Origin of the sequence: Massilia phyllostachyos, from assembly GCF_021044825.1 — a bacterium.
GTDB classification, from domain to species: Bacteria; Pseudomonadota; Gammaproteobacteria; order Burkholderiales; family Burkholderiaceae_D; genus Telluria; species Telluria phyllostachyos.
The window spans coordinates 1-12,817 of sequence record NZ_JAJNOC010000021.1 but is presented as its reverse complement, the minus strand read 5'-3'; the positions used below and the strand labels follow the sequence as shown (position 1 = coordinate 12,817).

The window sequence follows — 12,817 nt, the reverse complement described above, 5'->3', positions numbered from 1 at the left end:
CTTTGTGCGAACATTTGATAATTTAAGTAATCAGCTGAACTAGTCAGCTGGCACCCTCATCAAACGCCCACACTTATCGACTGTTGATTGTTAAAGATCGGTATTCTGTACTACCTTGCTGCACCGTACGAAGCGTTGTGTTCGTCAGCAGCTGAGGAATGAGATTATGCAGTGTTTCGCGATGCTCGTCAACCCCTCGTTTGCTTCAGCTCAGATTTCTCTGGGAACCTTGTTTCCGTAACCGATTGATTACGATGAGCTTTTTCGGTCCCTGCCGAAGCGGAGGCGAACTATAGCAAATCCTCACGGTCAGATGCAAGGCCTTTCGCACGACGATGCGTCCAGCCGAACGGCATGTGTGCAACGCAACAGCTATGATGGCAATCTGTCCACTTTGCCCGACTGTCATGCCCTCCCAATTCATCCGTCTGCCCCTTTCCGCCGCCCTGCTCGCTGCATTCGCTTCCCCTGTCCTGGCCCAGTCCGCCGCCCCGATGTCCGTCGTCGTGGTCAGCGGTTCACGTACCGAACAGGAAAGTTTCGACCTGCCGGCCGCGGTGAGCGTCGTCGATGCGGAGCGGATCCAGGCCGGCCAGCCGCGGGTGAACCTGTCGGAGTCGCTGGTTGCCGTCCCCGGCATCGTGGTCCAGAACCGCCAGAACTATGCCCAGGACCTGCAGGTCTCCTCGCGCGGCTTCGGCGCCCGCTCTTCCTTCGGCGTGCGCGGCGTAAGGCTGATCGCTGACGGTATTCCCGCGACCATGCCCGACGGTCAGGGCCAGGCAGCTACATTCAACCTGGACATGGCCGAACGTATCGAAATTCTACGCGGCCCCTTCTCGGCTCTGTATGGCAACCACTCCGGCGGCGTCATCCAACTGTTCACCCGCGACGGCGAGAGCCCACCGTCGGTCGAACTGTCCGTCACCGGCGGCAGCGACGGCTTGCGCAAAACAGACGTCAACGCCCAGGGCAAGGCCGGCGCGGTCGGCTACGTGATCGACGCTTCCCGCTTCGAGACCGACGGCTACCGCGACCACAGCGCCGCGACCCGTGACCAGGCCTATGCCAAGCTGACCGTGCCGACCGGCGTTGATGGCAAGCTGACCATCGTCGCGAACTCCCTGGAACAGGATGACACGCAAGATCCGCTCGGCGTCAGCTGGGCCACCTTCCAGCGCGACCCGCGCGCCGGCGAGATCGACACCACCGACACCCAGTCGCCGCAGCGCACCTTCGCCGAGCGCTACAACACGCGCAAGAGCATTGACCACCAGCAGGTCGGCCTCAACTGGCAACAGCGTTTCGGCAGCAGCCGCCTGCAGCTGACCGCCTATGGCGGCAACCGCCGCGTGATCCAGTACCAGTCGTTCTCGCGCGCCTTCCAGCAGCCCGCCACCCACTCCGGCGGCGTGATCGATTTCGACCGCGACTTCCGCGGCGTCGACGTCAACTGGCAGGACGTGCGTCCGCTGGGCGCCGGCACGCTGCGCACCACTTTCGGCGTCGAGTGGGCCGATTCGGAAGACGCGCGCCAGGGCTTCGAAAACTTCGTCGGCGCCGAATTCGGCGTCAAGGGACGCCTGCGCCGCGACGAGGACAACCGCCTGACCAGCGTCGACCCATATGTCCAGACCCAGTGGGAATCCGGCGCCTGGGTCCTGACCGGCGGCCTGCGCCATACCCGCCTGAAGGTGGGAGTGAGCGACCGCTTCCGCGACAATGGCGACGACAGCGGCGGCGCCGCCTACAATGGCACCGCGCCGGTGATCGGCATCCTGCGCAAGGTTTCCCCGTCGCTCAATCTATACGCCAGCGCCGCGCGCGGCTTCGAGACGCCGACGCTCAACGAATTGTTCTACTCGGGCACCGGCGCCGGCTTCAACTTCGGCCTGGCGCCGAGCCGCAGCGTGCACCTCGAGGTGGGCGCGAAATCGATGTTCGGCCAGCACACCCGCGCCGACCTCGCCCTGTTCCAGGCACGCACCCAAAACGAACTGGTGGTCGACGCCTCGAACGGCGGCCGCACCAGCTACCGCAATGCCGGCCGTACCCTGCGCCAGGGCATCGAACTCTCCGTCGCCAGCAACTTCGGCGGCGGCTGGAATACCCTGGTCGCGGCCAATATCCTGCGCGCCATCTACGACGACGGCTTCGGCGCGATCCCATCCGGCAACCGCCTGCCCGGCGTGCCGCGCGCCAGCCTGTTCTCGGAGCTGGGCTGGACCGGGGCGAATGGCTTGAACGCCGCGCTCGAGGCACAGGCCAGTAGCAAAGTCCATCCGGACGACGCCAATACGGCGGTGCCGGCGCCGGGCTACGGCATCCTGAACCTGCGCCTGCAGGCGCGCCAGCAGATCGGGCCATGGCGCCTGAAACAGTACCTGCGAGTAAACAACCTGCTCGACCGCGACTACGTCGGCTCGGTAATCGTGGCCGAATCGAACCGCCGCTTCTATGAGGCGGCTCCCGGCCGCAACTGGATGCTCGGCCTCAGCGCGCAGTACCAGTTCCAGTAAGCGTCCCTGTTTCCGCCGCCTTCACGGGCGACGGCAGCGCGGCGGCCGGATACAGCTGCGCCAGCACGGCGTCCGCCGCCGGCGCCACCGCCCCTTCGGCGATCGCGGTCGCCGCTTCCTGGCTCGGCGCCTCGCGCAGCGCGCGCCACAACGCCGGCAGGTCGCCGGCATGCGCGCCGACCGCTTTTTCCACTTCGGCCTGCCAGAACGGCGGCGCCTCGCTCTCGACATAGTTCCCGCGACCGCGCCCGAAGTGGGCCACTGCCAGGTAGCGCAGCAAGCCGCCCGAGAACAGGGTCTGCAGGAAAGCATCGGCGAACTGCACCGTGTGCTGGTTGCGGTCGGTCCCGACATTGAAGCCCCAGGCGGCGCCGGCCATGGTCAGCGCGCCGACGATCGCGCCCAGCAATGCGCCGCCGCCGAGCGTCAGGCCGCCCGCCATCAGGTCGGCCGACAGCCCCGTCGCCGCGCCCGACACCATCGCACCCAGTAGGCCGGCCTGGGCCTTGTCCACCGGGGCCCGCACGGCGAAGTTCTCGCGCACCCGCGCATTGATCACGGATGCCTCGCCCGGATCGAGCTTGTGCAGCACCAGCATGCGCGCCGTCGTCGATCCGATCTCGTCGTTGAGACGCTGCACCAGCGCGGCCATGGCCAGCTCCTGGCGTTTCTGCTCGTCCTTGCCGAGACCGACGGCCTTGAGCGCCCACTTGAGCAGGCCCTTGCCTTCGCTAGACACTTCCTGGCGGTCACGCGCGGCAAAGGCCAGCAGTTCCGCGACCAGGCGCAGGGCGTTGCGGTAACGCCGCTGGTTCGCCGCTTCCCAGGAAGCCAGCAAACGCGCATAGCCGGCTTGCCCCTCAGGCTCGATTAATTTGCCAATCGCATCGTAGAACACGTGTTCATGCACCCAGCAGCGCGCGAAGGCGTCCAGCGCCAATACTTCCTTCACCACCGGGAACTGCGCCAAGTGCTGTTTCCAGCGCCCCTGCTCGGCCGCTTCCTCGGCCCCGAGTCGTGGCGGCCCCATCTGGTTGAGCAGCACGGCGACCGGTTTTCCGAGCCATTCGAGGATCTTCATCTCGGACGGCAGGTAGCCGGCATCCTGCGGCGACTCGGACGAGTTCACGAGATAAAGCACCACATCGGCTTCTTCCTTGGCCGCGCGCAAAGCCTGTTGACTCAGCCAGAACGGCTTGTCGCGGTAGCGGTCGAACATTTCGCGTAGAAACCAGCCGATCGGGTTGCCCGCCATCGACAGGCGCTTTAGCAGGCGCACCGAATCGCCGAAGCCCGGCGTATCCCACAGCACGAGGGAGTCGCCTGCCTCGCTGGTCTGGAGCACGTGTGCTTCGGCGAATTGCGTCACGTGGGCGGCGTCGCGCACCTCGCCCACGTCTGTGCCGACCAGGGTGCGGGCCAGGGTCGTCTTGCCGTTGTTGGTATGCGAGACGAGGGCGAACTGGATCTTGACGGGGTCGTTCATCAGCGCAGCTCCGCCAGGCGCAGGCCAGCGCCAAGTTCTACCGGATATTTTTCGGGCTGCAGCAGATTGACGAAGGTGGCCGAGGCGCCATGGAAGCTGCAGAACTGCCGCCACAAGGCTGTCCGTTCCGCCACCCGCTCGGCGCTGCCGGCCTGGTCGCCGATGCGCTCGGTGAGCGGCGACTCGTCGACCAGCACCGCGACGCCGCGGCGCACGCGTTTCGTCAGGTAGTCGAGGAAGGCGCCGTGGTTTTCCTTTTCCGGCGTGGCGGAGAGGCTGAACAGGACGGCGGTGACGGTGATGCCGGCTTCGTCGAGCTGGACCTCGCGCAGGGCGTCCTTGGCGTCGATGCCGTAGTCGCTGGCGGGACGCAATTGCACGCGCGCCTGGGCCCCGAGGGCTGCCGCGGCAATGGCCCACAGGCCACGGTCGCGCGCTTCATCGAGGGTGTAGCTGTAGGGCAGGACGCGCAGCAATGCGGGCGCGCCGGCGCCGATGCTGTCGGCCAGCTTGCGGTAATAAGGCTGGTCCAGGTCGAGCGGGAAATTGCGCACGAGGCGGCGTGCACGCCAGCTTGCGAAGGCAGCCAGCAGCAGGCGCGGCAGGACGACCAGCAGCAGCAAGGTGGCGCCATACAGGTGGACCCAGCGCTCGCCGCTGGCGGCGGTGACGGGCCGGCCGAAGCGCAGCAGTTCGATCTCGGCCAGCGAGAAGCCTTGCAGGAACGGGAACACGTTCATTGCCGGCATGAAGAGCCAGGACAGCAGGGTGTGCACCTGGCGGCCGTCGAGGAAGGTGCTTTCCCAGCCGACCGTGTACTGGGTCAGCAGGCCACGGGCATACAGCGAGGCAATGGCGCCGAGTGCAAAGCAGGCGGCGGATACATGGATCGTGCGGCTCAGGCGGGCACGGGTGAGCGGTTCGCTCAGCACGGCCCACTCGGCCATGAAGCTGCCGACGCCGGCGGCGAGCGGCGCGGGCAGCTTGCGCGGCACCGCGACCTTGCCCAGGCTCAGGCGGCGCAGCAGGTTCGGGCTGGCCCAGCCATGGCGTTTGCCGGGGATGCAGGCCCACACCAGCATGAAGAGGTAGACCAGCAGGTTCCAGCCGATGATGAACAGAAAAGGAGCGGACAGGAGATCGACGCGGTGCGGATCGGCGATGCGGTCGATGACGGCGCCGCTGACCAGTGCCAGGAATGGCAGCGCAAGCCAGAAACCGGGCAGGCCGAGCCGGCGCTTGGCGAAGGCGCCGAAGGCGGGCGTGCGTTCGCCGAGGCGCTTCAGGATCTGTTCGGACCGCTGTTCGAGGAAGTGGTGCTGCGTCATCGCGGACTTGTCGTCGGCAGCTTGCCAAGCGGCGAGCTCCTTCGCGCTGCGGCTGGCATAGGTGCGATCGTCGTCGCTCAGCACCTCGTGGTTGACGTCGGCGGTTTCGATGGCGCGCACCAGCACGGCATTGCGTGCGACCTGTTCGTTCATGCTTTTCCTGTCATGGTTGAAATGGCAAGGTTGACAGGTGCATTGTGCCCCAGATTCGGATCACGGGCCGTTGCAGTGTCCGAAACGGACGAGTCCTGGACGGCGCGTGGGCATAAAAAAACCCGGGCAGGCCCGGGTGCTCACTGGATCGCTGCGCTTCAGCCAGGGTTTTTCCTGTTCGGCTTGCTGGCGTAGTCGGACGACGATTGGTCCGGATGGCCTTGCAGCCCCTTGGCGCCACCCATGCCCGAATCCGATTGCTGCGAACCAGCGTGCTGATACTGCTCGACGCCGCCCTGGCCGGACTGCTGGGCATTGCCGAGGCGGTCCTGCTCGGCTTGCGCCTGCATGCGCTGGGCACGCTGGCGCGCGCTCCAGCCCCCACCCTGCGAACCGCCGGCGCCGCCGCGCGAGTTGCGGCCGAGGTCGGATTGCTGCGACCCCGTGTGCGCCATCGGGAAAGGCGACTCCGGCCCGCCCGGCATCACGGCGCCAGGCGCACGCGTCTGCAGGCTGCCTTCGGCAACGTTGAGGGTTTTCGGTTTGTGGATGCCGCGCGAACGATTCACACCACCCAGGCTTTTATCCTTTGATTTCATGATCAGACCTCCGCTTTGCTGAACCAATGGATCGATCATGCGCGCCGAAACCGGGGTGCTGTATAGGAGAATGCTCCAAGCATGTGTAGGAATCGCCGCACGATTACCGCTCAGGTCGATGCAATACGTGCGCTGCGGCAAAGGTCGGCTGCAACCGGGCTGCTAGCCTATCCGTTTGCCAGCGATGAGGAAGCGATATGAGACCTGGTCTACTCAAGCTCTGCCTGTGCTCGGTCCTCTGCCTCAGCCTTGGTGCAAACGCCGCTGCGTCCAAGAAGCGGCGTGCCTGGATCACCATCGGCGATGTGGCCTTCCAGAAAGTCCGACCGCAGGTTCCCGATGCGGTCCCGATCGCAAGTCGCCAGGTACGCGCGGTCGGGGTGTCGGAAAAAGTGCATGCCGTCGTGGTGGATGAGGGCCGGATAGCCGCGGTCGCCGGCGCCATCCACCAGCACCTGGGGCAATGTGGCGGCTTCATGGTTCACGCCAGCGAAGCCGAAGCACGCGCCGCCCTGGCGCTGCGCCGCGGCGCGGTCGCGCTGCCAGCGTACGGCATCGACCAGCGCCAGGTGGTCGAGCCGATATTGGCGAGCATGCAGGACAAGCCGATCGAGGCGACCATCCTGGCCCTGAGCGCATTTACCAACCGCTACTACACCAGCCCGAGCGGCGTCGAAGCGGCGAACTGGCTGCTGTCGGCCTGGCGCGAGATTGCGGCCGGCCGCGAAGACATCTCGGTCGGCCTCGTCACGCACAAGTCGTATCCTCAGCCGTCCGTGACCCTGACCATCGCCGGCACCGATCTGGCCGACGAAAAAGTCGTGGTCGGCGCCCATCTCGATTCGATCCTGAATTTTCGTATGAGCGACACGGCGCGGGCGCCGGGCGCGGACGACGATGCCTCGGGCGTCGCCAGCATGACCGAAGCCCTGCGCGCGCTGGTCGCCAGCGGCTACCGGCCGCGCCGGACGATCCAGCTCTTCGCCTATGCCGCGGAAGAAGTGGGATTGCGCGGCTCGCAGGAGATCGCCCGCCAGTTCAAGGCGGCGGGGCAAAAGGTGGCGGGTGTGCTGCAGCTCGACATGACCAACTACAAGGGCGCGGCGAGCGACATCTACCTGATCACCGACTACACCAGCAGCGAGCAGAACGCCTTCATCGCCCAGCTGGCCGCATCCTATCTGCCGGAGCTCACGGTCGGCTACGACCGCTGCGGCTACGGCTGCTCCGACCACGCGAGCTTGGATGCCCAGGGCTATCCGGTATCCATGCCTTTCGAGGCATCGATGGCGCGCGACAACCCCGCCATCCACACGGCGCGCGACACCTACGAGAACTCGGGCGGCCAGGCGGCGCACGCCCTGAAATTCGCGCGCCTGGCCGCGGCCTACCTGGTCGAGCTGTCGGGCGGATAGCGCGCTTCGCTCATGGGTGCGCGGCCAGAGCGCTGTCCGGCTTGGGCTGTCCGCTGACAGCCGGTTCGCTCAGGTCGCGCTGCAGCACGGTCCGGTACAGCACGCCGGCCAGCGCGCCGCCGAGCAATGGCGCCAGCCAGAACAGCCATAGCTGCGCCACCGCCCAGCCACCGACGAACAGGGCCGGGCCCGTGCTGCGCGCCGGATTCACCGAGGTATTGGTGACCGGGATGCTGATCAGGTGCACCAGGGCGAGCGCAAGACCGATCGCGATGCCGGCGAACCCCACCGGCGCCCGCGCATGGGTCGCACCGAGCACCACCAGCACGAACATGAAGCTCATCACGAGCTCGCACACCAGGGCTGCTTCGAGCGAATAGTTGCCCGGCGAATGCTCGCCGTAGCCATTCGCGGCAAAGCCGGCCTGGATGTCAAAACCCGCCTTGCCGCTGGCAATCACGTACAGCAGCGCAGCTGCCACCACGGCGCCGGCCACCTGGCTCACCACATACGACGGGATTTGGCGCGCCGGGAATCTCCCACCTGCCCACAGGCCGACCGTGACGGCTGGGTTGAAGTGGCCTCCGGAAATGGGGCCAAGTGCATAGGCGGCAGTCAACACGGTGAGGCCGAATGCGAGCGAGACGCCGGTAAGACCAATGCCTACATCGGGAAAGGTCGCAGCGAGCACAGCGGCGCCGCAGCCTCCCAGGACCAACCAGAACGTGCCGATGAATTCCGCAAGAAGTTTGCTGAACATGATTTCCTCCGCGATGACGCAAGCGGCGGTAATGCTCGCTGTATGCGAGTGCCGCTCAATTGATTGTAGATGCGGTGGGATGGCTTGCTGAGGGAGGAAATTCGGGCTTGATCCACCACAAACGAAGGGCAGTTTTTGGCAGGCCAGCGTAGATCCATCCACTGTTGGCCCGAGCAGGTTGCTTTCGGCAGCGCTGAGCACTTGGCACTGACGTGCGCCGCCTGCCCGAGGCCAGGGCTATGCTCGCGTTCAGTGTTGCTGAGGAATTAACTAACGAGGACGCGCGCATCCGCTTGCGGCTTCCATCTGGAAAGAAACCATGTCGATAGAACCCTCTTTGGAACATCCTGCCGGCGATGACGACAACGCCATCGGAGGACTGACACGCCGCGGCTTCCTGCAATCGGCGGTTGCCGCCGCCGCCGCGACCCATCTTCCGCTCGTGAACGCGGCCGAGACACCGCCTGCCCCGGCGGCGCCGGCCTTTCCGCCGCGGCCGGTCAAGCTGGACATCAACGGCAAGCCCTACGCGCTGATGCTGGAACCGCGCGTGACCTTGCTCGATGCGCTGCGCGAGTATGCCGGCCTGACCGGCAGCAAGAAGGGGTGCGACCGCGGCCAGTGCGGTGCGTGTACCGTGCTGGTCAATGGCCGCCGCGTCAATTCCTGCCTGACCCTGGCCATCATGCACGAAGACGACAAGATCACCACCATCGAGGGCATCGCCCAAGGCGAGCAGCTCGCGCCGATCCAGGCCGCCTTCGTCGAACACGATGCCTTCCAGTGCGGCTACTGTACGCCCGGACAGATCTGTTCGGCGGTTGCCTGCATGGACGAGATGCGCAGCGGCACGGCCAGCGCGGCCAGCGCCGACGTGCGCATCAAGGTCGTCGCATTTTCCGACGAGGAAATCCGGGAACGCATGAGCGGCAACCTGTGCCGCTGCGGCGCCTACAACAATATCGTGGCGGCCGTCCGGGCCACCAGCAAGGCCTGAGGAGCGATCATGCACGCCATCGACTTCGAACGCGCGCGCGACGCCGGCCACGCCGTCCAGCTCGCCCAGCAGGGCAATACCAAATTCATCGGCGGAGGCACCAACCTCCTCGACCTCATGAAGGGCGGCGTCGAGCAGCCAATCAAGCTGATCGACATCACCCGCATCGGCCTGGCCGAGATCAGCGAACTGCCGGGCGGCGGCCTGCGCATCGGCGCCCTGGCCCGCAACAGCGACACCGCCAACCACCCGCTGGTGCGCAGCCGCTATCCGCTGCTGTCGCAGGCGCTGCTGGCGGGCGCCTCGCCGCAGCTGCGCAATATGGCCACCGTCGGCGGCAACCTGCTGCAGCGTCCGCGCTGCCCCTACTTCACCGACACCGCCTTCAGCATGTGCAACAAGCGCCTGCCGGGCAGCGGCTGCGCCGCGCGCGAAGGCTACAACCGCATGCACGCCATCCTCGGCGCGAGCGAGGCTTGCATTGCCGTGAATCCCTCGGACATGAACGTCGCGTTGACGGCGCTCGATGCCACGGTCCAGGTCACCGGGCCGGGCGGCGCTCGCGCCATTCCGATCGCCGGCTTCCTGCGCCTGCCCGGCGACATGCCGCAAACCGAGCACATGCTCCAGCCGGCGGAACTGATCACCTCGGTCGATCTGCCGCCGCCCGCTTTTACCGCGAATACCTTCTACCTGAAGGTGCGCGATCGGACCAGCTATGCCTTCGCCCTGGTGTCGGCGGCCGTGGCGCTCGAGATGAGCGGCGGCGCGGTGCGCCAGGCCCGGATCGCCCTCGGCGGCGTCGCCCACAAGCCGTGGCGCGTGCCGGCCGCGGAAGCGTTGCTGGTCGGCCAGCCCGTCAGCGAGGCGCGAGCCCGGCAGGCGGCCGCGAAACTGGTGGAAGGCGCACGCGCCTTCAAGGAAAACCGCTTCAAGATCGAGATGGCGCAGCGCGCGGTCGTGAGCGCGCTGCGGCGCGCGGGAGGAATGGCATGAGCATCGTCGGACAAGGAATCGACCGGGTCGACGCCCGGCTCAAGGTGACGGGCACCGCCACCTACTCGGCCGAGCACAAGCTGCCGAACATGGCCTACGCGGTGATCGTGCAATCCACCATTCCGAAGGGACGGATCGCCGCGGTCGAGACCGCCGCCGCCGAAGCCATGCCCGGCGTGCTCGCCGTGCTGACCCACCAGAACGCACCGCGCCTGGCCAAGCCGCACGGCTCGGAAACCAAACAGGGCGGCGGCGAGCAATCGAAACCGGACCAGAAACAGTCGCCGCCTACGCCGAAGCTGACCTTGCTGCAGGAAGACCGCGTGTACTACAACGGCCAGCCGGTGGCGCTGGTGGTCGCCGACACCTTCGAGCGGGCGCGCGACGCCGCACGCCGCGTGCGCCTGCGCTATGCGGCCGAGCCGGCGCAGCTCGATTTTTCGAAAGCCAAGCAGAAGCTGCGGCGTCCCGAGCCGCAGCCGGAGCGGCCATCCGACACCGGGCGCGGCAACGTCGAACGCAGCCTGCAGCGCGCGGCCACGCGGGTCGACCTGCTGTACACGACGCCGATGGAAAACCACAATCCGATCGAGCCGCACGCCACTATCGCCCAATGGGAAGGCGACCGCCTGACCCTGTACGACACAACCCAGAACATCTCGGGCGCCCAGCGCACGGCGGCGCTGAGCTTCGGCCTGCCGCCGGAGCAGGTGCGGGTGGTATGTCCCTTCGTCGGGGGCGGTTTCGGCAGCAAGGGAACGACCTGGTCGCACGTGGTGCTGGCGGCGATCGCCGCCAAGGCGGTGCAGCGGCCGGTAAAACTGGCGCTCGACCGCACGCAGATGTACGGGCCGGTGGGCGCGCGGCCGCTGACCGAACAGCGTCTGGTGCTGGGCGCGAATGCCCAGGGCAAGCTGGCCGCGATCCGCCACGACACGATCTCGAGCACCGCGACGCTGGACGACTTCACCGAGCCCTGCACCTCGGTGTCGCGCATCCTGTATGCGTCGGAGAGCCTGCAAACCTCGCAACGGCTGGCGACGCTGGACGTCGGCGTGCCGACTTATATGCGCGCGCCGGGAGAAGCCAGCGGCAGCTTCGCGCTCGAGTCGGCGCTGGACGAACTGGCCTACCGCCTGAAGATGGATCCGGTCGAACTGCGCCTGGCGAACTACGCGGAAAAGGATCCGGAGAAGGACATTCCCTGGTCCAGCAAGTCGCTGCGCGAGTGCTACCGCGCCGGCGCCGAGCGTTTCGGCTGGGCGCGGCGCAACCCGAAGCCGGGCTCGATGCGCAACGGCCGCACCCTGGTCGGCTGGGGCATGGCGACGGCCACCTATCCCGCCAACCGCAAGGGCGCCAAGGCAGTCGCCGCCCTGCTGCCGGACGGGACGGCCGTGGTGCGCAGCGGTTCCCATGACCTGGGCACCGGCACCTACACGGTGATGACCCAGATCGCCGCGGATGCCCTGGGCATGCCGCTATCGCGCGTACGTTTCCAGCTGGGCGACACGACCATGCCGGAAGCGCCGGTGTCGGGCGGCTCGCAAACCGTTGCCAGCGTCGGCCCGGCGGTCCACCAGGCGGCGCGCGCGCTGCGCGACAAGCTGATCGCCACCGCGACCGCCGACACGGCGTCGCCACTGCATGGGCTGGGCGCGGGCGATGTCGATGCGGTGGACGGCTGGCTCGTGTCTCGTGCCGATCCGGCGCGCCGCGTCCAGATGAGCACCGTCGTCACGCGCGCCGGCGGACAACCGATCGTCGCCAACGCCAGCGCCGAACAGGGCGACGAGAAAAAACGCTTCAGCATGCATGCGTTCGGGGCGGTGTTCGTGGAAGTGCACATCGATCCGGATGTGGGGACGATCCATGTGCCGCGGGTCGTCGGCGCCTACGGCATCGGCCGCATGATGAACGCCAAGACGACGCACAGCCAGCTCATGGGCGGCATCGTCTGGGGGCTGGGCATGGGGTTGATGGAAAAGACCGAAATGGACTGGCGCTTTGGGCGGGCGGTGAATGCCAACCTGGCGGATTACCACGTTCCGGTGAATGCCGACTGCGGCGCGATCGACATCATCGTGGTGGATGAGGAGGACAAGCAGATCAACGAGCTGGGGGCGAAGGGCGTCGGGGAGATTGGCATTACCGGCGTGGCGGCGGCGATTGCAAATGCGGTGTATCACGCTACGGGTAAGCGGATTCGGGATCTGCCGATTACGCCGGATAAAGTGATGGTTTGAGTTAAAACCAAGGTCAACTTGGGCACCGGCCTGCGCCGGTGCGACGGTCTTTGGGGTTGGCGGTGAATGAATGCCGCACTGGTTCCCTGCGTTACCCTTAAAACCGTCGCTTCGGCGAAGGCGTGAACGATGCCACTGGCATCGTTCACTCAATTCCGTCGCGCAGCGAGACACTTGCTTGATGAGATAATGCGCGCCCAAAGCAAAAAACCCCGCAGAGATCACTCCGCGGGGTTTTTCATATAACTAGCCTGACGATAACCTACTTTCACACTGGTTGCAGCACTATCATCGGCGCAAAGTCGTTTCACGGTCCTG

At 66.4% G+C, this 12,817-nt stretch carries 9 protein-coding genes; 5 read left to right on the top strand and 4 right to left on the bottom strand.

Features of this window, described 5'->3' with window-relative positions; genetic code table 11:
* Positions 1–407 precede the first annotated feature (407 nt).
* The gene (locus LQ564_RS25645) at positions 408–2,519 is read left to right on the top strand and encodes a TonB-dependent receptor family protein (RefSeq protein ID WP_231060962.1); all 2,112 of its coding nucleotides are present in this window, start codon (positions 408–410) and stop codon (positions 2,517–2,519) included.
* On the opposite strand, the gene LQ564_RS25640 is transcribed toward LQ564_RS25645, so the two are convergent.
* The 3 genes from LQ564_RS25640 to LQ564_RS25630 all read right to left on the bottom strand — a co-directional run bounded on the left by LQ564_RS25640 (position 2,494) and on the right by LQ564_RS25630 (position 6,085).
* Entirely contained in the window at positions 2,494–4,005 is a 1,512-nt protein-coding gene (locus LQ564_RS25640) for a DUF3482 domain-containing protein (protein WP_231060961.1), read from the bottom strand. The two genes, LQ564_RS25645 and LQ564_RS25640, sit on opposite strands and share 26 nt — an antisense overlap.
* Positions 4,005–5,486: a DUF2868 domain-containing protein gene (locus tag LQ564_RS25635; protein WP_231060960.1), complete on the bottom strand. Its 1,482-nt coding sequence runs from the start codon at positions 5,484–5,486 to the stop codon at positions 4,005–4,007. Before LQ564_RS25635 ends, LQ564_RS25640 begins: the two co-directional genes overlap by 1 nt.
* A 158-nt stretch (positions 5,487–5,644) precedes the next feature.
* Positions 5,645–6,085, bottom strand: a complete 441-nt coding sequence (locus LQ564_RS25630) for a hypothetical protein (RefSeq protein WP_231060959.1) — start codon at positions 6,083–6,085, stop codon at positions 5,645–5,647.
* 197 nt (positions 6,086–6,282) lie between these two features.
* Between LQ564_RS25630 and LQ564_RS25625 the strand changes: the two genes are divergently transcribed.
* Positions 6,283–7,500, top strand: coding sequence for a M20/M25/M40 family metallo-hydrolase (locus LQ564_RS25625; RefSeq protein ID WP_231060958.1), 1,218 nt, complete (start codon positions 6,283–6,285; stop codon positions 7,498–7,500).
* Between the two features lie 10 nt (positions 7,501–7,510).
* Here LQ564_RS25625 and aqpZ read toward each other — a convergent pair whose 3' ends face one another.
* Positions 7,511–8,260, bottom strand: coding sequence for an aquaporin Z (gene aqpZ / locus LQ564_RS25620; RefSeq protein WP_231060957.1), 750 nt, complete (start codon positions 8,258–8,260; stop codon positions 7,511–7,513).
* Between the two features lie 319 nt (positions 8,261–8,579).
* Here aqpZ and LQ564_RS25615 point away from each other — a divergent pair, with 319 nt between their 5' ends.
* The 3 genes from LQ564_RS25615 to LQ564_RS25605 are packed head-to-tail and all read left to right on the top strand — an operon-like array spanning position 8,580 to position 12,499.
* A complete protein-coding gene (locus LQ564_RS25615; protein WP_231060956.1) occupies positions 8,580–9,257 on the top strand; it encodes a 2Fe-2S iron-sulfur cluster-binding protein in 678 nt (225 codons plus the stop codon).
* A gap of 9 nt (positions 9,258–9,266) precedes the next feature.
* Positions 9,267–10,253, top strand: a complete 987-nt coding sequence (locus LQ564_RS25610) for an FAD binding domain-containing protein (protein ID WP_231060955.1) — start codon at positions 9,267–9,269, stop codon at positions 10,251–10,253.
* The gene (locus tag LQ564_RS25605; RefSeq protein ID WP_231060954.1) at positions 10,250–12,499 is read left to right on the top strand and encodes a xanthine dehydrogenase family protein molybdopterin-binding subunit; all 2,250 of its coding nucleotides are present in this window, start codon (positions 10,250–10,252) and stop codon (positions 12,497–12,499) included. Before LQ564_RS25610 ends, LQ564_RS25605 begins: the two co-directional genes overlap by 4 nt.
* The last annotated feature ends 318 nt before the right edge of the window (positions 12,500–12,817 follow it).

Excerpts from the sequence above, each read along its gene's own strand:
- LQ564_RS25645 (WP_231060962.1), top strand. The coding sequence starts at position 408 with ATGCCCTCCCAATTCATCCGTCTGCCCCTTTCCGCCGCCCTGCTCGCT.
- LQ564_RS25640 (WP_231060961.1), bottom strand. The coding sequence starts at position 4,005 with ATGAACGACCCCGTCAAGATCCAGTTCGCCCTCGTCTCGCATACCAAC.
- LQ564_RS25635 (WP_231060960.1), bottom strand. The coding sequence starts at position 5,486 with ATGAACGAACAGGTCGCACGCAATGCCGTGCTGGTGCGCGCCATCGAA.
- LQ564_RS25630 (WP_231060959.1), bottom strand. The coding sequence starts at position 6,085 with ATGAAATCAAAGGATAAAAGCCTGGGTGGTGTGAATCGTTCGCGCGGC.
- LQ564_RS25625 (WP_231060958.1), top strand. The coding sequence starts at position 6,283 with ATGAGACCTGGTCTACTCAAGCTCTGCCTGTGCTCGGTCCTCTGCCTC.
- aqpZ (WP_231060957.1), bottom strand. The coding sequence starts at position 8,260 with ATGTTCAGCAAACTTCTTGCGGAATTCATCGGCACGTTCTGGTTGGTC.
- LQ564_RS25615 (WP_231060956.1), top strand. The coding sequence starts at position 8,580 with ATGTCGATAGAACCCTCTTTGGAACATCCTGCCGGCGATGACGACAAC.
- LQ564_RS25610 (WP_231060955.1), top strand. The coding sequence starts at position 9,267 with ATGCACGCCATCGACTTCGAACGCGCGCGCGACGCCGGCCACGCCGTC.
- LQ564_RS25605 (WP_231060954.1), top strand. The coding sequence starts at position 10,250 with ATGAGCATCGTCGGACAAGGAATCGACCGGGTCGACGCCCGGCTCAAG.